Annotated in this window: 21 protein-coding genes; 8 read left to right on the top strand and 13 right to left on the bottom strand. The window is 67.0% G+C overall.

Annotation, left to right across the window (positions count from 1 at the left end; translation table 11 throughout):
* Nucleotides 1–188 precede the first annotated feature (188 nt).
* From WDM94_00835 to WDM94_00825, 3 genes are all read right to left on the bottom strand, one after another.
* Complete coding sequence (locus tag WDM94_00835) at nucleotides 189–2738, bottom strand: EAL domain-containing protein (protein MEJ0011173.1); 2550 nt, start codon at nucleotides 2736–2738, stop codon at nucleotides 189–191.
* Nucleotides 2739–2837: 99 nt separating this feature from the next.
* Complete coding sequence (locus WDM94_00830) at nucleotides 2838–4055, bottom strand: argininosuccinate synthase (GenBank protein MEJ0011172.1); 1218 nt, start codon at nucleotides 4053–4055, stop codon at nucleotides 2838–2840.
* Between the two features lie 54 nt (nucleotides 4056–4109).
* Nucleotides 4110–4997 (bottom strand): phosphatase PAP2 family protein, encoded by an 888-nt coding sequence (locus WDM94_00825; protein MEJ0011171.1) that lies wholly within the window; start codon nucleotides 4995–4997, stop codon nucleotides 4110–4112.
* A gap of 59 nt (nucleotides 4998–5056) precedes the next feature.
* Between WDM94_00825 and WDM94_00820 the strand changes: the two genes are divergently transcribed.
* Together WDM94_00820 and WDM94_00815 are read left to right on the top strand one after the other, a co-directional pair.
* Nucleotides 5057–5701 carry a LysE family translocator gene (locus tag WDM94_00820; protein MEJ0011170.1) on the top strand — a complete coding sequence of 215 codons (645 nt, stop codon included), beginning with the start codon at nucleotides 5057–5059 and terminating at the stop codon, nucleotides 5699–5701.
* A gap of 107 nt (nucleotides 5702–5808) precedes the next feature.
* Nucleotides 5809–7308, top strand: a complete 1500-nt coding sequence (locus tag WDM94_00815) for an outer membrane beta-barrel protein (GenBank protein ID MEJ0011169.1) — start codon at nucleotides 5809–5811, stop codon at nucleotides 7306–7308.
* 51 nt (nucleotides 7309–7359) lie between these two features.
* Here WDM94_00815 and rlmN read toward each other — a convergent pair whose 3' ends face one another.
* From rlmN to thpR, 5 genes are all read right to left on the bottom strand, one after another.
* Nucleotides 7360–8544, bottom strand: coding sequence for a 23S rRNA (adenine(2503)-C(2))-methyltransferase RlmN (gene rlmN / locus WDM94_00810; protein ID MEJ0011168.1), 1185 nt, complete (start codon nucleotides 8542–8544; stop codon nucleotides 7360–7362).
* Nucleotides 8545–8767: 223 nt separating this feature from the next.
* Nucleotides 8768–9349 (bottom strand): invasion associated locus B family protein, encoded by a 582-nt coding sequence (locus WDM94_00805; protein MEJ0011167.1) that lies wholly within the window; start codon nucleotides 9347–9349, stop codon nucleotides 8768–8770.
* Between the two features lie 141 nt (nucleotides 9350–9490).
* Nucleotides 9491–9871, bottom strand: a complete 381-nt coding sequence (locus tag WDM94_00800; GenBank protein ID MEJ0011166.1) for a YkvA family protein — start codon at nucleotides 9869–9871, stop codon at nucleotides 9491–9493.
* 160 nt (nucleotides 9872–10031) lie between these two features.
* Complete coding sequence (locus tag WDM94_00795) at nucleotides 10032–10322, bottom strand: 4a-hydroxytetrahydrobiopterin dehydratase (protein MEJ0011165.1); 291 nt, start codon at nucleotides 10320–10322, stop codon at nucleotides 10032–10034.
* Complete coding sequence (gene thpR / locus WDM94_00790; protein ID MEJ0011164.1) at nucleotides 10307–10903, bottom strand: RNA 2',3'-cyclic phosphodiesterase; 597 nt, start codon at nucleotides 10901–10903, stop codon at nucleotides 10307–10309. Before thpR ends, WDM94_00795 begins: the two co-directional genes overlap by 16 nt.
* 236 nt (nucleotides 10904–11139) lie before the next feature.
* Between thpR and WDM94_00785 the strand changes: the two genes are divergently transcribed.
* Nucleotides 11140–11910 carry a Bax inhibitor-1/YccA family protein gene (locus tag WDM94_00785; GenBank protein ID MEJ0011163.1) on the top strand — a complete coding sequence of 257 codons (771 nt, stop codon included), beginning with the start codon at nucleotides 11140–11142 and terminating at the stop codon, nucleotides 11908–11910.
* Between the two features lie 73 nt (nucleotides 11911–11983).
* The gene (locus WDM94_00780) at nucleotides 11984–12514 is read left to right on the top strand and encodes an N-acetyltransferase family protein (protein ID MEJ0011162.1); all 531 of its coding nucleotides are present in this window, start codon (nucleotides 11984–11986) and stop codon (nucleotides 12512–12514) included.
* Nucleotides 12515–12750: 236 nt separating this feature from the next.
* On the opposite strand, the gene WDM94_00775 is transcribed toward WDM94_00780, so the two are convergent.
* The 4 genes from WDM94_00775 to acnA all read right to left on the bottom strand — a co-directional run bounded on the left by WDM94_00775 (nucleotide 12751) and on the right by acnA (nucleotide 17324).
* Nucleotides 12751–13095 carry a DUF2794 domain-containing protein gene (locus tag WDM94_00775; GenBank protein MEJ0011161.1) on the bottom strand — a complete coding sequence of 115 codons (345 nt, stop codon included), beginning with the start codon at nucleotides 13093–13095 and terminating at the stop codon, nucleotides 12751–12753.
* 361 nt (nucleotides 13096–13456) lie between these two features.
* On the bottom strand, nucleotides 13457–13657 hold the full coding sequence (locus tag WDM94_00770) for a hypothetical protein (protein MEJ0011160.1): 201 nt from the start codon (nucleotides 13655–13657) through the stop codon (nucleotides 13457–13459).
* A 71-nt stretch (nucleotides 13658–13728) separates the two neighbouring features.
* Nucleotides 13729–14469 carry a DUF1223 domain-containing protein gene (locus WDM94_00765; GenBank protein ID MEJ0011159.1) on the bottom strand — a complete coding sequence of 247 codons (741 nt, stop codon included), beginning with the start codon at nucleotides 14467–14469 and terminating at the stop codon, nucleotides 13729–13731.
* A gap of 131 nt (nucleotides 14470–14600) precedes the next feature.
* Nucleotides 14601–17324, bottom strand: a complete 2724-nt coding sequence (gene acnA, locus WDM94_00760; GenBank protein ID MEJ0011158.1) for an aconitate hydratase AcnA — start codon at nucleotides 17322–17324, stop codon at nucleotides 14601–14603.
* A 210-nt stretch (nucleotides 17325–17534) separates the two neighbouring features.
* Here acnA and ccmA point away from each other — a divergent pair, with 210 nt between their 5' ends.
* Both ccmA and ccmB read left to right on the top strand, forming a co-directional pair.
* Complete coding sequence (gene ccmA / locus WDM94_00755) at nucleotides 17535–18116, top strand: heme ABC exporter ATP-binding protein CcmA (protein ID MEJ0011157.1); 582 nt, start codon at nucleotides 17535–17537, stop codon at nucleotides 18114–18116.
* A complete protein-coding gene (gene ccmB, locus WDM94_00750; protein MEJ0011156.1) occupies nucleotides 18113–18781 on the top strand; it encodes a heme exporter protein CcmB in 669 nt (222 codons plus the stop codon). Before ccmA ends, ccmB begins: the two co-directional genes overlap by 4 nt.
* 3 nt (nucleotides 18782–18784) lie before the next feature.
* Here ccmB and WDM94_00745 read toward each other — a convergent pair whose 3' ends face one another.
* Nucleotides 18785–19135 (bottom strand): lipocalin family protein, encoded by a 351-nt coding sequence (locus WDM94_00745; GenBank protein ID MEJ0011155.1) that lies wholly within the window; start codon nucleotides 19133–19135, stop codon nucleotides 18785–18787.
* Nucleotides 19136–19219: 84 nt separating this feature from the next.
* Here WDM94_00745 and WDM94_00740 point away from each other — a divergent pair, with 84 nt between their 5' ends.
* Together WDM94_00740 and ccmD are read left to right on the top strand one after the other, a co-directional pair.
* Nucleotides 19220–19951, top strand: coding sequence for a heme ABC transporter permease (locus tag WDM94_00740; protein MEJ0011154.1), 732 nt, complete (start codon nucleotides 19220–19222; stop codon nucleotides 19949–19951).
* The gene (ccmD, locus tag WDM94_00735; GenBank protein ID MEJ0011153.1) at nucleotides 19948–20100 is read left to right on the top strand and encodes a heme exporter protein CcmD; all 153 of its coding nucleotides are present in this window, start codon (nucleotides 19948–19950) and stop codon (nucleotides 20098–20100) included. Before WDM94_00740 ends, ccmD begins: the two co-directional genes overlap by 4 nt.
* The last annotated feature ends 54 nt before the right edge of the window (nucleotides 20101–20154 follow it).

The raw sequence follows: 20154 nt of genomic DNA, 5'->3' as shown, positions 1-20154 counted from the left end.
TCCATGGCGGGCGCCGTTGCCCCCTCACCCTTCGCCTCTAATTCGCTGCGCTCATAAGAGGCGAAGCCCTCTCCCACAGGTGGGAGAGGGGACGTGCCACGCTATTGGTTTGTCCGCCCCCCACCTGTCGGAGAGGGCTCTTTCTTCTGGCGAGCACGGTGAGCCTAGAGAAAGAGGGTGAGGGCCGGCTACGCCGTCTTCCGCAGCGTCCGCATCCATTCGTCCATGCCGGCCTGTTCGCCGAACAGTTTTGAGACGGCAGTGGCGGGGAGCGGCGGTGAGAGCAGGAAGCCCTGCACCTCGGTGCAGCCCTGCTGGCGGACGAGTTCCAACTGGGCCTCGGTTTCGACGCCCTCGGCGGTGGTCGCCATGCCGAGGGAACGGCCGAGGCCGATGACGGCGGTGACGATGGCGCGGCTGTCTTCCTTGGCCGACAATTCCTTCACGAACGACTGGTCGATCTTGATCTTGTCGAACGGGAATGAGCGCAGGTAGGAAAGCGACGAGTAGCCGGTGCCGAAGTCGTCCATGGCGATGCGCACGCCCAGCGCGCGGAGCTGGTGCAGTGTCGTGATCGTGGATTCGACGTCGGCGAGCAGCAGCGACTCGGTCACCTCGATCTCCAGCCGCTCGGGCTTGAGGCCGGAGACGGCGAGCGCGGTCTTGATGTGGTTGAACAGGTTGCGGTGGCGGAACTGGATGGTCGAGAGGTTGACCGCGACGCGCACATCCTGCGGCCAGGCGGCGGCGGCGCGGCAGGCCTCGACCAGCACCCATTCGCCGATCGTGACGATGAGGCCGGTGTCCTCGGCGATGGGGATGAATTCGCTCGGCGGGACGATGCCGCGCTCCGGCCGGTGCCAGCGCAGCAGCGCCTCGAGGCAGCAGATGCGGCCCTCCGCTAGGTTGAACAGCGGCTGGTAGACGAGGCGGAACTCGCGGTTGGCGACCGCCTGGCGCAGGCCGACCTCCAGCGCGCGCCGCTCCTGCAGCGCCGCGTCCATGCCGCTCTCGAAGAAATGGTAGGCGCTGCGGCCGCCGTTCTTGGCGCGGTAGAGCGCGAGGTCGGCATTCTTGAGCAGCGCCTCGCTGGTCGTGCCGTCGCCGGGCGCCACGGCGATGCCGATCGACGCGCCGATGACGATGGAGTGGCCGTCGATGTCGAACGGCTCGGCCATGCGGGTGATGATGCGCTCGGCGATCGCGGCGGCATCGCGCGGCGCCTCCAGCGGCCCGGTGAGCACGGCGAATTCGTCGCCGCCGAGGCGGGAGATTTCGTCGCCCTCGCGGCAGCAGGAGCGCAGCCGCTTGCCGACCTCGGCCAGCACCTTGTCGCCGACGCCGTGGCCGAGCGTATCGTTGACCATCTTGAAATGATCGAGATCGACGGCGAGGACGGCGAGCCGCTCGCGGCGGCGGATGCGCTGCTCGGCCGCCTGCATGGTCTCCGAGAACATCAGCCGGTTGGGCAGGTTGGTGAGCGTATCGTGGCGTGCGAGATGGCGGATGTGGGTCTCGTGGCGGCGCTGCTCGGTGATGTCCTGGTGGGTGGACACCCAGCCGCCGTCGGGCATCGGGTGATGCAGCATCGAGATGACGCGGCCGTTGCGCAGCTCGGAGATGTCGACGCCGTCCTCGCCGGAGGCGGCGATCTGCCGGCGGCGCTTGAAATAGGCGTCGGCGTCCTCGGGGTACATGCCGTGGGCGAGGCGGTAGTCGAGAATATCGTCGAGCTTGGTGCCGGGGGTGACCATGTGCGGCGGCAGCTCGTACATGCGGGCATATTGCGGATTGCAGATGACCAGCCGCTGCTCGGCGTCGAACATGCAGAGACCCTGCGCCATGCTGTTCACGGCAACGGCGAAGCGCATGTTCTGGCGGGCAAGCTCGTGCTCGCGCGCCTCGAGCTGGCGGACGCGGGCGATGTCTTCGGTGATGTCCTGGTGGGTGACGACCCAGCCGATGCCCGGGCTGCGGGTATAGGTCGAGCGGATGGTGCGGCCCTGCAGCTCGATCTCGTAGAGCTGCGGCTTGGCGGGATCGCGCGTCTCGCCGATGCGCTGCCGGTACAGCCGGGTAAGTTCCTCCGCCGACACGTCGGGCCAGTTGCCGGCGACGCTCGACAGGCGGCAAACCTCGGCGAGCGACGTGCCGGGACTGAGGTTCCCCTGCAGGCTGAAGATGCGGCGGAACTGGTCGTTGCAGACGAGGATGTTGAAGCTGTCGTCCCAGATGACGAAGCCATAGGACATGCTGTCGAGCGAGGCGTCGAGCTGGGCGTGCTGGCGGCGCACCTCGTGCTCGCTGACGCGCAGCAGCCGCACGTCGTTCCGCTGCTCGGTGACGTCGTGGTAGACGGCGAGCCAGTGATCGTCGCCGAAGGCGTCGTAGGTGACCGAGATCGTGCGGCCGTCGGCGTAGATGCGGTCGAGGTCGAGCTTGCCGCGCTCGGCGAGGCCGCGGAGCGCGCCCTGCTCGGTCTCTTCGCCGTTGCGCGGATCGTCGATGACGCGCGGCGTGTGATCGAGAATTTCGGCGAGCCGGGTGCCGCGTTTCAGGATGCGGTCGGGCACGGCCTGCACGCGCTGGTAGGCGGAGTTCCACGCAACCAGGCGCAGCCTGGCGTCCCAGATGCAGGCGCCGGCGTCGAGCTTCTCGAGGAACGCCGTGAGGGCCGCGGGCGACATGTCGTTGTCGGCCATTGCCTCCGGCTGGCGTTTTGCGTCCGACCTGGTCACGCTTTTTACGACCGCTGAACAATGCTCGCGCGTTTGGCGAGCATTGGCAGGTGCGGCTTAATGCGTGATTAAGGCGAGGCCGGCTTTTCGCCGCAAGCCCTACGGCTTCTTGCGGTCCCGGGCCGCCAGCGTACGCAGGCGGAGCGCGTTCAGGCGGATGAAACCGGCCGCGTCCTTCTGGTCGTAGGCGCCGCGGTCGTCCTCGAAGGTGACGAGGGCGTCGGAGTAGAGCGACTTCGGCGACTTGCGGCCGGTGACGATGACGTTGCCCTTGTAGAGCTTCAGCCGAACCGTGCCCTCGACGTTGATCTGGCTCTCGTCGGCGAGCTTCTGCAGCATGATGCGCTCGGGCGCGAACCAGAAGCCGTAATAGACCAGCTCAGCATAGCGCGGCATCAGCGATTCTTTGAGGTGCATGGCGTCGCGGTCGAGGGTCAGCGATTCGATGGCGCGGTGGGCGACGTGCAGGATCGTGCCGCCGGGCGTCTCGTAGATGCCGCGCGACTTCATGCCGACGAAGCGGTTCTCGACGAGATCGACGCGGCCGATGCCGTTGTCGCGGCCGAGCGCGTTCAGCGCGGTCAGCAGCGCGGCCGGCGACAGCGCCCTGCCGTCGATGGCGATGGGATCGCCGTTTCTGAATTCGATCTCGACGCTGGTCGCCTTGTCCGGTGCATCCTCGGGGGCGATGGTGCGCTGGAAGACGTAGGGCGGCGGCTCGACCCACGGATCTTCCAGCACCTTGCCCTCGGACGAGGAGTGCAGAAGATTGGCATCGACGGAGAAGGGTGCTTCGCCGCGCTTGTCCTTGGGCACCGGGATCTGATGCTTCTCGGCGAAGTCGAGCAGATCGGTGCGCGACTTGAACTGCCACTCGCGCCACGGCGCGATGATCCTGATCGACGGATCGAGGGCGTAGGCGGTGAGCTCGAAGCGGACCTGGTCGTTGCCCTTGCCGGTAGCGCCGTGGGCGATGGCGTCGGCGCCGGTCTCGTGCGCGATCTCGACCAGGCGCTTGGCGATCAGCGGGCGCGCGATCGAGGTGCCTAGGAGATAGACGCCTTCGTAAAGGGCGTTCATGCGGAACATCGGGAAGACGAAGTCGCAGACGAACTCCTCGCGGAGATCCTCGATGTGGATCTCCTTGATGCCCATCAGCTCAGCCTTGCGGCGCGCCGGCTCGAGCTCCTCGCCCTGGCCGAGATCGGCGGTGAAGGTCACCACCTCGGCGCCGTAGGTCGTCTGCAGCCACTTCAGGATGATCGATGTGTCGAGACCGCCGGAGTAGGCGAGGACGACCTTCTTCACGTCAGCCATTGGGTACGCTCCCCGGAAACGAGTGCGGGCTTATAGGACGGGCGGGAGGTCGCCTCAAGCCGCGGGTGGCGCGGGCGGGTCGGCCGGCGGCTTGGCCGGGCGCATCGCGCCGATGCGGCGGGCGCCCGCGCGCGCGAAATCGCGGATGGCTAAGCCGGCGCGGGTCAGGCCGGCCTCGAGGACGGGATCGGTGAGCACTGCCGGGGGCGTCACGTAGAGGAAGCGCCAGGCGACGGCGATGACCGCCAGCGTGATCGCCCAGGCGAGCAGCACGTCGGAGAGGAAATGCCCGCCGGCGGCAACGCGGTTCAGCGACAAGAGAACGGCGAGGCCGATGAGGATGCGCAGCGCCGGACGCCGCCATGCGAGCGGCAGCAGCACGGCGAGCGTGATCAGCCAGATCGCGGACGACGCCTCGCCGGAGACGAACGAGCAGTTCGAGGCGCAGGCGTCGCTCATGTGCCAGGCGCCGACGAAGGGATGGTTGCCGCCGAAGATATCGACGGCGGTAGGGCGCGGGCGGCCCCAGTTATTCTTGAAGATGAGATTGACGACGATGCCCGGCCCGACGATCAGCGTGCCGAGGACGAAGAGCGTGTCGCGCGGCGGGATGAAGCTTTGCTGCTCGGGCAGCGCCAGCTTGAGAACGAGCACCAGGACCAGCCCGAGCGCCACGAAAAACGTCAGGTTGTTGCCGAGAGCGCGCAGCGCGACGAAGGCGCCGAGGTCGCCCGTCGGGAAACCTTTGCCGTCGTAGAACAGGCCGGAGAACCAGATGTCGAGGCCGGGGAAAACCAGGAAGAGAAGCGACAGCAGGAGCACGGCGATCGCCGCCTGCGCCAGCGGGTTGGCGATCAGCGCCGGCGAATCGGCGTGCAGCCAGCCCTTCGGCCATACGTGGCCGCCGAGACGCCGCGGCGGGTTTTCTTCCGGCAGGGTCAACGCTTACGCACTCCCACGGGCGGCTCCCTTATAGCGCGGGCGCCGGTTATAAGTCGTTGATGCTCGCCGATTTCGTCCCCGCGCTGCCGGTTGTCGCCGCGTTTACCGCTGCCTCGATCGTGCTGGCGCTGACGCCCGGCCCGGACATGACGTTCTTCCTGTCGAAGACGATCGCGCTGTCGCGGAAGGCCGGATTCGCGGCGCTCGGCGGGGTTTCGGTGGGCGTCGCGATCCACTCGGTGCTGGTGTCGCTCGGGCTGTCGGCGCTGCTCGCGGCGTCGGCGACGGCGTTTACCATTCTCAAATTTGCCGGCGCCGCCTACCTCGCCTACCTCGCGATCGACGCCATCCGCCACGGCTCGTCGCTGTCGCTGATGCCCGGCGCGCGGGCGGAGCGCCTACGGGCCGTGTTCCTCAAGGGGCTGCTGATCAACCTGCTCAATCCGAAGGTCATCATCTTCTTCGTGACCTTCCTGCCGCAGTTCGTCTCCGCCGACGATCCGCATGCGGCCGGCAAGATGCTGTTCCTCGGGCTGGTGTTCATGGTGGCGAACATCCCGGTCTGCGGCGCCTTCATTCTCGGCGCCGACCGGATCGCGGCGCTGCTCAAGACGTCGTCGCGCGCGACGCGGATCGTCGACTGGCTGTTCGCGGGCGTGCTCGGCGCCTTCGCGGTGAAGCTGATCCTGACGCACACGCGGTAAAAATGCGTAGTGCGAGTGTGCAGTACTATACATCCCTGACGGGAAATTAGGCGCCGACTGACCCCGCGGCGGTTGATTCGTTTTCGTAAAAATCGGGGCCAATACCCATGAGAAATCTGAGCCTGATCGGCCTGGCTTTTGCCGGCCTCGCGGTCACTACTCCTGTGCTGGCGTCCGGCGGCCCATGGTCGGGCTGGCACGCCGGCATCAACATCGGCGGGCAGACCAACAACACCGACTTTGTCCTGCTCGGACAGGGCGAGTGGCAGGACGTGTTTCTGCCGCCGTCGGACCAGGATCCGGCCTATCTCGTCAATCCGTTCGGCAACGGCCCGGCGAGCAGCACCGGCGTCATCGGCGGCGGCCAGATCGGCGCCGACATCCAGACGGGCGGCATGGTGTGGGGATTCGAAAGCGACCTCAGCGCGCTTTCCGGCACGGCGACGCGCAACTTCTCCGGCGTGTTTCCGAGTCTCTACCCGTCCACCATCGATGAACACACCAGTGTCGACTGGTTGGCGACCGTCCGCGGCCGCGTCGGCACGCTGATCACCAACAACACGTTGCTCTACGTGACCGGCGGTCTCGCCTTCGGCCAGGTGAGCGGCAACTCGACGCTGCACTACTACCTGCAGGACGGCACCACGAACCGCGACATTTCCAGAGGCTCGGGCAGCATGGTGGTGCCGGGCTGGACGATCGGCGTCGGCGGCGAAACGCAACTCGGCGGCGGCTGGTCGCTCAAGGGCGAGTATCTCTACGTCGACCTCGCGGCGGCCGACTACAACACCTTCTACGAGGGAAGCTTCGCGCCGTTCTTTTCCGAAAACATCTCGGCCCCGAGCCACATCAACATTCTGCGCGTCGGTCTCAACTATCATTTCAATCAGGGCGCGATGGACAGCAGCGGCGGCGCCGACCTCAGCTTCCCGAGCCCGCCGGCGATGGTGGCGCCGCGCACGTGGGCGGGCGCCTATGCCGGCGTCAATCTCGGCGGCGCCTTCGGCACGGCGACGGCAACCGACACCGACGTTGGCGACGGCTTCTACAACGCGCCCGGCGATACGTTCTCCGCCCGCACGACCGGGCCGGTCGGCGGCGTCCAGGTCGGCTACAACTGGCAGGCCGGTTCGGCCGTGCTCGGCGTGGAAGGCGACGTCGGCTACCTCGGCTTCCGCGGCACGGCCTCTTCGTCACTGGACTCGTCGACCGTGGTCACCGCAGTCGGCGGCCTCGCGGGCGCGGTGCGCGCCCGCGTCGGCGTCACCAACGGCAAGTTCCTCGGCTTCCTCAGCGGCGGCGTGATCATGGCCGACGTCCACGCGACGGCGAACGATCCGTACATCCCGATGTCGAACCTGGATCCGAGCCCCGCCGCCGTCCTCACGTCGCACACCGGCTTCCAGACCGGATGGACCGCCGGCGCCGGCGTCGAGATGGCGCTCGCGGAGGACTGGTCGATCAAGGCCGAGTATCAGTACTTCGACTTGGGCTCGAAGCTGGTCAGCGGATTGCAGATGAATCCCGATGTCGGGACGCCCGCCTTCGGCTGGACGATCCACAACACCGGCAGCATCGTCAAAGTCGGCTTGAACAAGAAGTTCTGACCCACCCCGCTTCTCCGCTTCCCCAGCGTTCGCGGGGGAAGCGGGGCGGGGCTAGGCCGGCGCGATCATCGCTTCCAGCGCCATGCGCTCGCGGATTTTCATGCGCTCGCTCTCGCTCTTGAGCTGGCCGCAGGCGGCGAGGATGTCGCGGCCGCGGGGCGTGCGGATCGGCGAGGCGTAGCCCGCCGCATTCACGATCTCGGCGAACTTTTCGATCTGGCCCCAGTCCGAGCATTCATAACTGTTGCCCGGCCACGGATTGAACGGGATCAGGTTGATCTTCGCCGGGATGCCGGCAAGCAGGCGGACCAGCTCGCGCGCGTCGGCGAGTGAATCGTTGACGCCTTTCAGCATCACGTACTCGAAGGTGATGCGGCGCGCGTTCGACAGGCCGGGATAGGCGCGGCAGGCGGCGAGCAGATCCTTGATCGGATATTTCCTGTTGAGCGGCACGAGCTCGTCGCGGAGTTCGTCGCGCACCGCGTGCAGCGAGATCGCGAGCATGACGCCGATCTCGTCGCCGGCCTTCGGGATCATCGGCACGACGCCGGAGGTCGATAGCGTGATGCGGCGGCGCGACAGGCCGATGCCTTCGCCGTCGGAGGCGATGTGCAGCGCATCCTTGACGTTGTCGAAGTTGTAGAGCGGCTCGCCCATGCCCATCATGACGACGTTCGACACCATGCGGCCGGTGGAAGGGACATCGCCTTCGATCGGCGTCGTCTGCGGGTAATCGCCGAGGCGGTCGCGGGCGAGCAGGATCTGGCCGACGATTTCTTCCGCCGTGAGGTTGCGCACGAGCTTCTGCGTGCCGGTGTGGCAGAACGTGCAGGAGAGCGTGCAGCCGACCTGGCTCGACAGGCACAGCGTGCCACGGCCTTCCTCGGGGATGTACACGGTCTCGATCTCGACGGGCCGGCCGGCGCCGCGCGAGGGGAAACGCAGCAGCCATTTGCGCGTGCCGTCGTTGGAAATCTGCTCGGTGACGATCTCCGGCCGCGCGATGGCGAAGTGATCCGCGAGCGTGGCGCGGAGGTCCTTCGAGACATTCGTCATCTGCCCGAAATCGGTGGCGCCGCGCAGGTAGATCCAGTGCCAGAGCTGGCCGGCGCGCATCTTCACCTGCGCCGCCGGGATGCCGATGCCGGCGAGCGCGTCGGCAAGGCCGGCGCGCGTCAGCCCGACAAGCGACGGCTTGCCGGCGGGGGCGGGGACATGGGCGGCTTCGGGTGGCATGGCGGGGTTATAGCGCAAGATATGAGTGTGGCCAGCTTTGCTGCGATGGCGGGTTGGGCTGGCACACCCCTCCCTCAAAACCGCTTTGCGGTTTTGGCCCTCCCGCAAGGGGAGGGCTCAAGCGGAGTCCAGGTCGTCCAACAAGGATGAACCCTCCCCTTGCGGGAGGGTCAAAATGGCGAAGCCATTTTGGGGAGGGGTGTCTCTCCTCCTCCAGGAAGCGCTACGGGCATTCCTTCGTCACAGCATCCAGCGCGGCGCTGATGCCTGACAGCGAGTACGTGTCGGTGATCACCGTGTTGCGCTTGGAGGTGCCGGTCATGGTCATGACGTGGCCCTTCTTCATCGCGTCGACCAGCGCGGCCTCGGTCTCGGCCACCGACCAGGCGGTGTCGGGGTGGGCGGCGTCGAGGAACATCTTGAACTTGGCGCCGTCGACGTCGATCGTCACGTCGGCGTTAGCGGCGAAGGTATAGCCGGCGATGGAGCTCACTTCGTTGACGCGGCCGCCGGCCGGGATGCGCGTGATCTGGAAGAAGGCGGGGTCGCGCCCGGAGGCGGGCTGCGAATATTTCGAGTCGGTCGGCTGGGTGGCGACGAAGCACATCTTGTTGCCGCCATCCGACGAGGTGAACGCGTTCCAGTCCTTGTAGGTGCCGATATTGGTGGCGGCGGACTGGGCGACGGCGGCGCCGGTCAGGCCCGCGAGGGCGACGGCGGCAATGGCGAGCAGGCGTAGGTTCATCGGTATCTGCCCGGCCGGCAGGAACGCGCCGGTACCGGAATCTCTCGCTCTGGTGATCATTTATTAAACTTCGCTGACCGGAGTTACTATTTCGCTAAGCACCCGCTGGCAACCGCGCCGCGGTGGCGGTTTTGGCCGCCAGCGCCGATCTCTGCCGTCAAATCGCGACGATAATGTGATGGAAGTGCCGGTAATTACTGGTTAATCGGCACCGGCCGCGGCGTCCATGGCGCGCCGGGCGGCTTCGCGGTGGGCCGGCGTGATGTGGGCGCGGACCATGGCAATGGCGGCGACCAGCACCGTCACATCATCGGAAAAGCCGATGCCGGCGAGGAAATCGGGCACCGCATCGAACGGCAGGACGAAGTAGGCCAGCGCCCCCAGAAGGATGGCGCGGACACGGTGCGGCGTGGCCGGGTCGAGGGCGCAGAAGTACGCGGCGACCAGATCGTCGGCGAACGGGATGTAGCGGATGGCCTTGCGAAACGTCGCCCAGAAGGTGCGCTTGATCCGGGCCGAGCGGGCCTCGTCGTCGTTACCCTTCTCGGGTCCCAGAATCTCGCCGTAAAGGATCTCGGGCATCCCGCCCCTCCGTCAAAGCCCAGGCCGGAAACATGGGACATGAATTGCGGCGCCGCAACTCCTCTCCGCTTTCCCCGCGAAAGCGGGGATCCAGGTGGCGACTTTCGCGGTGAGTTTGTTGTGCGACCTGGGCCCCCGCTTTCGCGGGGGAAGCGGACTGCTACTTAGCGATCGCGTCCATCGCTTCGGCGAGCGCGATGTCCAACTTGGTCAGGCCGCCGGCATCGTGCGTGGTCAGCGTCACGGCGACCTTCTTGTAGCTGTTCGACCAGTCCGGGTGATGGTCCATCTTCTCGGCGGCGAGCGCGGCGCGCGTCATGAAGCCGAAGGCTTCCGTGAAATCGGCGAAGGTGAAAGTGCGCGCGATGGCGGTGCCGTCGGCGGACAGCTTCCACTTCGGCAGCTTGCGGAGCGCGGCGCCGCGGGCGGCGGCGGTCAGTTTTGCGGCCACCGGCCGTGCTCCTCGCCGGTGCCGATGCCGGGCGCCGGCATACGCGGCACAGTCAGGTCGTACGCCTGCTCGACGATGTAGGGGCCGCCGCCGATGGAATCGCGCGACGAGAACAGGACGAAGCGGTCGACGACGAACGGCTCGGCGAAGAAGCCGCCGCGCAGCGTCAGGTACTCGGCGATGTTGCGGGCATTGCCGCTGCGGAGCCGCGCCAGCGTGACGTGCGGCGTGTACTTGCGGCCTTCGGCCTGGAGGCCGAGGCGCTGGAGGATACGCTCGTGCTCGGCCTGCAGCTCCATCAGCGGGCGCGACGGCTCGACCTCGGCGACGACGGCGTGATGCTTCTTGGTGCCGAGCACGCCGAGCCCGGTGAAGCGGAGCGGGAAGGCGGGGCGGCGGACGCGCGCCAGGCTGTCGGCGGCCTCCTCGGCGACATCCATGTCGACGTCGCCGATGAAGCGCAGCGTCAGGTGATAATTGGCGGTATCGATCCAGCGGGCGCCAACCAGGCCGCCGCGGAGGAAGGCGAGCCGATCCGCGATGTGTTCGGGAATTTCGATGCCGGTGAAAAGTCGCGGCATAGTGATTCTCCGGTTAGCGGCCCGTAAACAGAATCTCGGGTGAGTTGCGCCTCATGTAAAGGGGGAGGGCCCAAGTCTTTCTGCCTCACCCCACAAGGACTTGGCCGGGGGCTTGGCGGGGACAGGGCCGCCGCGGCCCACTTGTTTGGCGGTGCGGCACACTCCATATTCTCGCCAAGTCCGCGAAACGCTGCGGACGAGGGCGTTCGCAGCAGGACGGAGAGGGATCACTTTCCATGGCCAATATTGATAACCAGCCGCGCTACGGCGCTTCCGTCGCACGCGGCGCCGAAGCGATCGATGCCGGCCTTCGGGCCCATATGATCCGCGTCTACAACTACATGACCGGCGCTCTGGTCATCACCGGACTGGTGGCGTGGTTTGCCTACCAGGCGGCCGGCGGCGCCGACATCCACCTCACTTCCGAGGGCATCGCGGGGCTGACGTCGTTCGGCGAGGCGCTGTTCAACCCGCTGGCGCTGATCGTGCTGTTCTTCGGCACCCTCGGCCTCGTGTGGTTCATCAGCTTCCGCATCAACCGCCTGCAGGTAAGCACGGCGCTGACGCTGTTCCTGGTCTACTCGGCGGTGCTCGGGCTGTTCCTGTCGTCGATCTTCCTGACCTACTCGGGCCAGTCGATCGCGCGCGTGTTCTTCATCACCGCTGGCACCTTCGGCGTCACGAGCCTGTGGGGCTACACCACGAAGCGCGACCTCACCGGCATGGGCTCGTTCCTGTTCATGGGCCTCATCGGGATCATCCTCGCCTCGGTGGTGAACATGTTCTTCCCGTCGGGTCCCCTGTCGTTCGCGATCTCGGTGATCGGCGTCATCGTGTTCACGGGCCTCACCGCCTACGACACGCAGAAGATCAAGGAGATGTACTCGGCCGCCGACGACGGCACGATGATCGGCCGCAAGGCCGTCATGGGCGCGCTGTCGCTCTACCTCGACTTCGTCAACCTGTTCCTGATGCTGCTCCGCCTGTTCGGCAACAGCCGCAACTAGCGCAAGCCTTCAGGGTCAAGCTAAGAGAAGGGCGCGGGTCACTCCGCGCCCTTCGTCTTTTCCGGGCTATGCCATGAGCGCGACGCACCGGCCTGCCACTCACGCCGACATTCCGGCGATCACCGCGATCTATGCCGAGCAGGTGCTCTACGGCACGGCGACGTTCGAGCTCGCGCCGCCCGACGAGGCGGAAATGACCGCGCGCATGCGCGCCCTGCTCGACGAGGGGTATCCCTACATCGTCGCGGAACGCGAGGACCGCCTGGTCGGCTATGCCTACGCCGGGCCATATCGAGCGCGGCCGGCGTACCGGCACACGGTCGAGGATTCGATCTATCTCGCGCCCGACGTGCGCGGGCAGGGCATCGGCGGCCTGCTGCTCCGCGTGCTGATCGAGGAAAGCACCAAGCTTGGCTTCCGCCAGATGGTCGCGGTCATCGGCGATTCGCAGAACATGGCGTCGATCCGCGTGCATCGCGCGGCCGGGTTCGAGATGACCGGGACGCTGGTTTCGGTCGGGCACAAGTTCGGGCGGTGGCTCGACGCGGTGCTGATGCAGCGGGCGCTGGGTGTGGGGGACAAGGCGCAGCCGGAGCGGCCTTAGGCGCGCTGGCGCGGCCGCTTTTAGCGGCGATCAGCGAGGAGGAGAGACACCCCTCCCCAAAACGCCTTCGGCGTTTTGACCCTCCCGCAAGGGGAGGGTTCGGCCCGCTGAAATAGAGCGTTTCACCAAGCTCCGCTTGAGCCCTCCCCTTGCGGGAGGGCCAAAACCGCGCAGCGGTTTTGGGGAGGGGCGTCTATCGTCCGCGAGGCCGCGCAGAGCCGCCTCCGCGAATCGACCTAAGCCACAACCAGCTTCGGCTTGTCGATAAACCTGAGCACGTTCGCCAGATCGTGTCCGCGTTTCAGGATCGCGCCGGTGGCGGCGACCAGCGAATACGCCCCCTGCTTCCGCGCCAGCTTCGGCTGCTTGACGATGCGGTAGAGCGGCACCTCGGAGGTGCGGCGGAAGATCGAGAAGACGGCGCGCTCGCGCAGGTGGTCGATGGCGTAGTCGCGCCATTCGCCGTCGGCGACGTGGCGTCCGTAGACTTCGAGGATTTTGGTGATCTCTTGCCGGTTGAAGGCGACCGGCTCGTCCTGCTTGTAGGCGGCCAGCGGGATAAGGTTCGCGCGACCGCCCAAGGGCTCTTTTTCAGTAGTCTCGCCTGTTGCCACAAGCACCTCCACCGTTCACCCGACCGTCATGATTGTCCCGTTCAGGACGGCTGGCAAGGCGCATATTTTCTCATCGGGGACGCGGAAGAGAATTCACGATTTCGCCCTTTTTCGGCCCTTGCGAGGCCACCGTGCGCGGCGACCCTTTCATCGTTGCCTCAGGTTCGGTCCGGCGGGGTCACGGTAGTTTCTCAGCCCCCCAGCCCCCCGGGGCTCTGTTGGACCGAACCGATTTGTCCTGCGTAACGGGGTAATTCCCATGAGGTGGCAATTGGCCGGCGCTCGCGCCGGCCAATTTACGTATGGGGCTTAGGAATCTACCTGAAAATCAGAATGCGGCGGCGAGGGCGCGCTCGAGCATGCGCTGGCAGTCCTGCGCCTGCTGCAGCATCGCGGCGTCGCCCCACTTCGCAACGATCTCGCGGAGGTCGCGAATCGCGGCATCGACGGCGGTGACCAGGTCGATGTCCAAATCCAGCTCCTCCTCGACAAGCTCGGCACGCGATCGGAACTTTACAATTTCAGCCATACGGAATCGCCTCTCGCGGCGAATCAGGAGTTGCCGCTAAGCCATTCCGACTCAAAAGGGTTATTGGCTGCTTAAAGGCCTGCGCGAATGGTCGCCGCGCCGAGGATCGGGCCGGGAAGTCCGTCCTTCAATTCGGTCTGCAGCAACACGGCGCAGCGGTCGGCCTTGGCGTGCTCGATCTCGCTCTTGGCGAGGTCGACCGACATGGAGGCGCCGGTCCACATCGCGATCGGCCGCATCTTCCGCACGACGTTCGAGTAGGTGATCGTCTTGCCGGAATTTTCGCCGCGGCCGATCGGCACCGTGACGGCGCGGTCGTACATCACCAGCCACAGCGTGGCGTGCGGCATGTCGCTCGGCGCCGCGCCGATGTGCACGGTCACCGCGTCGGCGGTGGTCGAGAGATCGATCGGCACCGACAGCGCGCCGGAGTTGGTCGCGATCGCATTCTCGATGTCGTTCTTCAAGCTGCCGGGGACGTGCGTGCGTCCGTCGATCACGGCCTGCGGCGTGTAGACGTCGCCGTCGCCGCGCGCCGAAGAGTAGTCGCGCTGGCGCTGCGAGAAATCGTGGCTGGCGAGCGTGTCCTTCCAGCCGAGGTAGTCCCAGTAGTCGACGTTGTAGGAAAGGGCGAGCACGTCCTCGCGATCGGCGTAGGTCGCGAGCAGCTTGTCGGCGGCGGGGCACGACGAGCAGCCCTGGCTGGTGAACAGCTCGATGACGGATTTCGTGTCCGCGGCATGCGCGGGCAGCGCGCTGCCAGCGGCAAGCGCGCCGAACGCGGCGACAATAGCCATGCGGATGAATGACACGCTGCTTCCCCACTTCCCGGCGCCTGTTCCGGCGCCGAGCGTCTAACTATGACCCGGCCGGCTCAAGTACGAGTCACGTTAGGGTGAAATTCACCGCTTCCCTACCGGGCACTATACGCAAAGCCGGCGCGTCAGGCAGCCAACTGGCGCAATACGTAGTGAAGAATGCCGCCATGCTGGAAGTATTCCAGCTCGTCGAGGGTATCGATGCGGCAGGTGAGCGGCACCTCGGTAACCTTGCCGTCGGCCGACGTGATCTCGGCCTCCAGGATCTGGCGCGGCTTGAGATCGCCGCCGAGGCCGCGGATGGTCACGGTCTCGCGGCCCGAGAGGCCGAGCGAATGCCACGTCGTGCCCTCGGCGAAGACCAGCGGCAGCACACCCATGCCGACGAGATTGGAGCGGTGGATGCGCTCGAAAGATTCGGCGACGACGGCGCGGACGCCGAGCAGGCGCGTACCCTTCGCCGCCCAGTCGCGCGACGAGCCGGTGCCGTATTCCTTGCCGGCGAAGATGACCAGCGGCACGCCTTCATTCTGGTAGCGCATGGCGGCGTCGTAGATCGACTGGCGCTCGCCCGACGGCCAGTGAACGGTGACGCCGCCTTCGACGCCGGCGACCATCTGGTTCTTGATGCGGATGTTGGCGAAGGTGCCGCGCATCATCACTTCGTGGTTGCCGCGGCGCGAGCCGTACGAGTTGAAGTCGGCCGGGCGCACCTGATGCTCGATCAGGTAGCTGCCGGCGGGACCGTCGCGCTTGATCGAGCCGGCGGGCGAGATGTGGTCGGTGGTGATCGAGTCGCCGAAGAGGCCGAGGATGCGCGCGCCGACGACGTCTTCCACCGGCACCGGCGTCATCGTGATGCCGACGAAGTAGGGCGGGTTCTGGACGTAGGTCGAGCCGGAGTTCCAGCGATAGGTCTGGCCGCCCGAGACGTTGATCTCCTGCCAGCGCGCGTCGCCCTTGAAGACATCGGCGTAGCGCGTCTGGAACATGTCGACGGTGATGGTCGAGCGGATGAGGTCGGCGACTTCCTTCGACGACGGCCAGATGTCCTTGAGGAACACCGGCGCGCCTTCCTTGTCCTTGCCGAGCGGCTCGGTGGTCAGGTTGGTGCGCATGTCGCCGGTCAGGGCGTAGGAGACGACGAGCGGCGGCGAGGCGAGGTAGTTGGCGCGCGTATCGGGATTGACGCGGCCCTCGAAGTTGCGGTTGCCGGACAAGACCGAGGCGACGACGAGATCCTGGCCGCTGATCGCGTCGGCGATTTCCTCGGGCAGTGGGCCGGAGTTGCCGATGCACGTCGTGCAGCCGTAGCCGACGAGGTTGAAGCCGAGGTAGTCGAGGTCCTTCTGCAAGTCGGCGCGCAGCAGATAGTCGGTGACCACCTGCGAGCCCGGCGCCAGCGACGTCTTCACCCACGGCTTCGACGTCAGGCCCTTGGCGCGGGCGTTGCGGGCGAGGAGCCCGGCGGCGATCAGCACGCTCGGGTTCGACGTGTTGGTGCACGACGTGATCGCGGCGATGACGACGTTGCCGTCGGAGAGCTTGTAGTCCTTGCCGGCGACGTCCGACGACTTCATGTAGTCGGGCACCTTGCCGCCTTCCTCGTCCTGGTCGGCGGCTTTGTCGCTGCCGTTCACGTCGCGCATCTTGGCAAGCGCGACGTCGAAGGCCGAGTCGGCGACGGAGAGCGCGACGCGATCCTGCGGCCGCTTCGGCCCGGCGATCGACGGCACCACCGTCGCCAGATCGAGTTCCAGCGTGTCGGTGAAGAACGGGTCCGGCGTCTCGTCGGTGCGGAACAGGCCCTGCGCCTGCGTGTAGGCCTCGACCAGCGCGATGCGCTCGGGGTCGCGGCCCGTCGCCCTGAGGTAGGCGAGCGTGTCCTTGTCGACGGGGAAGAAGCCGCAGGTCGCGCCGTACTCCGGCGCCATGTTGGCGATCGTGGCCTTGTCCTCCAGCGACAGGTGCGAAAGCCCGGCGCCATAGAACTCGACGAACTTGTTGACCACGCCGCGCTTGCGCAGCATCTCGGTGACGGTGAGCACGAGGTCGGTGGCGGTGACGCCTTCGTGCAGCTTGCCGGCCATGCGGAAGCCGATGACCTCGGGGATGAGCATCGAGATCGGCTGGCCGAGCATCGCCGCCTCGGCCTCGATGCCGCCGACGCCCCAGCCGAGCACGGCGAGGCCGTTGACCATGGTCGTGTGGCTGTCGGTGCCGACCAGCGTATCGGGATAGGCGACCGTGCGGCGGCCGTCCTTGCCGGTCCACACCGTCTGGGCGAGATACTCGAGGTTGACCTGGTGGCAGATGCCGGTGCCCGGCGGCACGACGCGGAAATTTTCGAACGCGGTCGAGCCCCAGCGCAGGAAGGTGTAGCGCTCGCTGTTGCGCTCGTATTCCAGCTCGACGTTCTTGCCGAAGGCGCCGGCGCCGCCGAAATAATCGACCATCACGGAATGGTCGATGACGAGATCGACCGGGACCAGCGGATTGATGCGCGCCGGGTCGCCGCCCAGCGTCACCATCGCGTCGCGCATGGCGGCGAGGTCGACGACGGCGGGCACGCCGGTGAAATCCTGCATCAGCACGCGCGCCGGGCGGAACGCGATCTCGCGGTCGCTCTTGCGCGTCACCAGCCACTCGGCCATGGCGCGGATGTCGTCGGCGGTGACCGAGCGGTCGTCCTCGTTGCGCAGCAGGTTTTCCAGCAGCACCTTCAGCGAGAAGGGCAGGCGCGAAATGCCGGTGAGGCCGTTCTTCTCGGCCTCGGTCAGGCTGTAGTAGTCGTACTCGGCGCCGCCGACGTGGAGGGTGTGTCTCGACTTGAAGGTATCGGCGGTCACGGGCTCTCTGCTCCTCGGCAGTTTGACGGGCGCGGGCAAGGGAACGACAGGGGATATGGTCGGGGCTCAGCCTTGCCAGGCGACGGAAGCGGTGCGCGGGCCTTATAGTCCCATTCCAATGTGCAATTCCAGACGAACAAAAGCCGCGCTCCCCATGCGCTTGCAACCGTTCCTTCGGACGGTTCCAAGCAAGAACCGCGCCCTCCCGACATGCGGGTGACCGCCACCGATCTCGCGTCAGTCCGCGGCGGGCGGACCGTGTTTTCCGGCGTGTCGTTCGCGCTCGGCGAAGGCCAGGCGCTGGCGGTGACCGGGCCGAACGGCGCCGGCAAATCGACCCTGCTCCGGCTGGTCGCCGGGCTGCTCACGCCGGCAGGCGGGAAGGTCGCCCTCGAGCCGCAACCGGAAGATAGCGCGATCCACTATCTCGGCCACCTCGACGGTTTGAAGACGGCGCTGACGGTGCGACAGAATCTCGAGTTCTGGCGCGTGCTGTGGAAGGGCGGCGCCGTCGCGCCCGCGCTGGCGCGGCTCGGGCTCGAGTCTCTCGCCGATCTGCACGTCGGCGTGCTGTCGGCGGGGCAGAAGCGGCGCGTGGCGCTGGCGCGGCTGCTGGTGGCGCGGCGGCCGCTGTGGCTGCTCGACGAACCGGCAACGGCGCTCGACGCCGCTGCCGAGGCGACGCTCGGCGCGGTCATCGGCGAACATCTCGCGGGCGGCGGCATGGCGATCGTCGCGACGCACCGGCCGCTGCCCATTCCTGCCGCGACGTTGTCGCTGGGGGCCGCATGATCGCGGCGCTTACGGCAATCGCCGCCCAGACTGCGCGGTTGTCGCTGCGCGGCGGTGGCGCGCTGGTCGGTCTCGTCTTCTTCCTCGCGGTGATCGTGGTGGTGCCGTTTGGCGTCGGGCCCGACCTCAAGCTGCTGGCGCGGATCGGGCCGGCGATGCTGTGGATCGGCGCGCTGCTGGCGACGCTGCTCGGGCTCGACCGGCTGTTCCGCGACGACCGTGAGGATGGCTCGCTCGATCTTCTGATGCTCAGCGACGTGCCGCTGGAGCTGACGGTGCTGGCGAAATGCGCCGGCGCGTGGCTGGCGACCGGCCTGCCGCTGGTGATCATCGCGCCGGTGCTGGGGCTGCTGCTGGGCATCGAGCCGGGCGCGCTGCTCGCGGTCGCCGGCACGCTGCTGGCGGGCACGCCGGCGCTGACGCTGATCGGCTCGATCGGCGCGGCGCTGATCGCGGCGCTCGGGCGCGGCGGGCTGATCGTGGCGGTGCTGGTGCTGCCGTTCACGATCCCGGTGCTGATCTTCGGCGTCAGCGCGGCGTCGGCGCTGATCGTCGGGCCGACGCCGTTCCTGCCGCCGTTCCTGATCCTCTGCGCGCTGACGATGGCGAGTGCCGTGATCGCGCCGCTCGCCGCCGCCGCGGCGTTGCGCGCCAGTGCGGACTAGGCGCTACTGCGCGGGAGCGCAGGGATAGAGCGGATCCTTCAGGCTGCCGTCGGCCGACAGGTAGATCTTGCCGCCTTCGATGGTGACGATCATCTCGGGCATTGCGGCATCGCCGGCACTGCCGTTCAGCTTGCCGTTGGCGATAGTGTAGGTGCCCTTCTGGATGTCCGCCGGATCGGCGGCGCTACCCGACGTGAAAGTGCCGTCGGCGCTGAAGGTCAGGCGGCCCTGACTGCACGTCGCTTCATCGCCCCAGCTTCCGACGATCGCCTGCTTCAGTTCGTCGTCGGTGGCGGCGAGGGCGGGGACGGAAAGCGTCGCGAGAAACGCGACGGCGGTGACGATCTTCTTCATGCGTATTCCCTGAACAATCGAGCCCCTTCGCCCGCGCGGGTCTACCACGTTGCCGCCGGGCGGTCGCCCCCCTACAACCTCCCCATGGCCATCGTCGACCTCGCCAACCCGACGCGTTTCCTTGCCTTCGCGGGCAAGGTGCAGCCGTGGCTGATCGCCGCGACCGCGATCCTTCTCGCCGCGGGGCTCTACCTCTCCTTCTTCGCCTCGCCGCCCGACTACCAGCAGGGCGACGCCGTGCGCATCATGTACATCCACGTTCCCTCGGCGTGGCTGTCGATGTTCGGCTATGGCCTGATGGCGCTGGCCGCGCTCGGCACGCTGGTGTGGCGCCATCCGCTCGCCGACGTGGCGGCGAAAAGCGCGGCGCCGATCGGGGCGGCGTTCACGTTTCTCGCGCTGCTCACCGGCTCGCTGTGGGGCAAGCCGATGTGGGGCACCTACTGGGTGTGGGATGCGCGGCTGACATCGGAGCTGGTGCTGCTGCTCATGTATCTCGGCCTGATCGCGCTGTGGCAGGCGGTGGAGGATCCCGGCCGCGCATCGCGCGTCGCGGCCATCTTGATTCTGGTCGGCACGGTGAATCTCCCGATCATCAAATTTTCCGTCGACTGGTGGAATACGCTGCACCAGGGCGAAAGCATCTTCCGCGCCGGCGGGCCGACCATCGATGGCGGCATGCTGCGGGCGCTGTTCGTGATGCTCGGCGGCATGACGCTGCTGTTTGTCGTGCTGCTGTTCGCCGCCATGCGGAACGAGATTCTTCGCCGCCGCGTGCGCACGCTGGAACTGACCGCGGCGGGGAGTGCGGCGTGACCCACGCCGGATTTATCGCCGCTGCATATTTTTCGACGGCGCTGGTGCTGGCGGCCCTGATCCTGTGGGTGGTGGTCGATGGTCGAGCGCAGAGGAAGCGGCTGGCCGATCTCGATGCGCGTGGCATCAAGCGGCGGTCGGCGTCATGACTGGTGCCATGCCGTGAGGCTTGACCCCCTCCCAGCCTCCTCCTTTCAGGGGGA

It is taken from the genome of Bauldia sp. (genome assembly GCA_037200845.1).
In the GTDB taxonomy this organism is placed as follows: domain Bacteria; phylum Pseudomonadota; class Alphaproteobacteria; order Rhizobiales; family Kaistiaceae; genus DASZQY01.
The sequence above is the reverse complement of the archived record's forward strand: the minus strand, read 5'-3'. Positions and strand labels throughout refer to the sequence as shown.

Coding starts and splice junctions, on each gene's coding strand:
- WDM94_00800 (MEJ0011166.1), bottom strand. CDS start 9,871: ATGCCCGAGATCCTTTACGGCGAGATTCTGGGACCCGAGAAGGGTAAC.
- thpR (MEJ0011164.1), bottom strand. CDS start 10,903: ATGCCGCGACTTTTCACCGGCATCGAAATTCCCGAACACATCGCGGAT.
- WDM94_00830 (MEJ0011172.1), bottom strand. CDS start 4,055: ATGGCTGACGTGAAGAAGGTCGTCCTCGCCTACTCCGGCGGTCTCGAC.
- WDM94_00780 (MEJ0011162.1), top strand. CDS start 11,984: ATGAGCGCGACGCACCGGCCTGCCACTCACGCCGACATTCCGGCGATC.
- ccmB (MEJ0011156.1), top strand. CDS start 18,113: ATGATCGCGGCGCTTACGGCAATCGCCGCCCAGACTGCGCGGTTGTCG.
- rlmN (MEJ0011168.1), bottom strand. CDS start 8,544: ATGCCACCCGAAGCCGCCCATGTCCCCGCCCCCGCCGGCAAGCCGTCG.
- WDM94_00770 (MEJ0011160.1), bottom strand. CDS start 13,657: ATGGCTGAAATTGTAAAGTTCCGATCGCGTGCCGAGCTTGTCGAGGAG.
- WDM94_00805 (MEJ0011167.1), bottom strand. CDS start 9,349: ATGATCACCAGAGCGAGAGATTCCGGTACCGGCGCGTTCCTGCCGGCC.
- WDM94_00815 (MEJ0011169.1), top strand. CDS start 5,809: ATGAGAAATCTGAGCCTGATCGGCCTGGCTTTTGCCGGCCTCGCGGTC.
- WDM94_00745 (MEJ0011155.1), bottom strand. CDS start 19,135: ATGAAGAAGATCGTCACCGCCGTCGCGTTTCTCGCGACGCTTTCCGTC.
- WDM94_00820 (MEJ0011170.1), top strand. CDS start 5,057: ATGCTCGCCGATTTCGTCCCCGCGCTGCCGGTTGTCGCCGCGTTTACC.
- WDM94_00785 (MEJ0011163.1), top strand. CDS start 11,140: ATGGCCAATATTGATAACCAGCCGCGCTACGGCGCTTCCGTCGCACGC.
- WDM94_00740 (MEJ0011154.1), top strand. CDS start 19,220: ATGGCCATCGTCGACCTCGCCAACCCGACGCGTTTCCTTGCCTTCGCG.
- ccmA (MEJ0011157.1), top strand. CDS start 17,535: ATGCGGGTGACCGCCACCGATCTCGCGTCAGTCCGCGGCGGGCGGACC.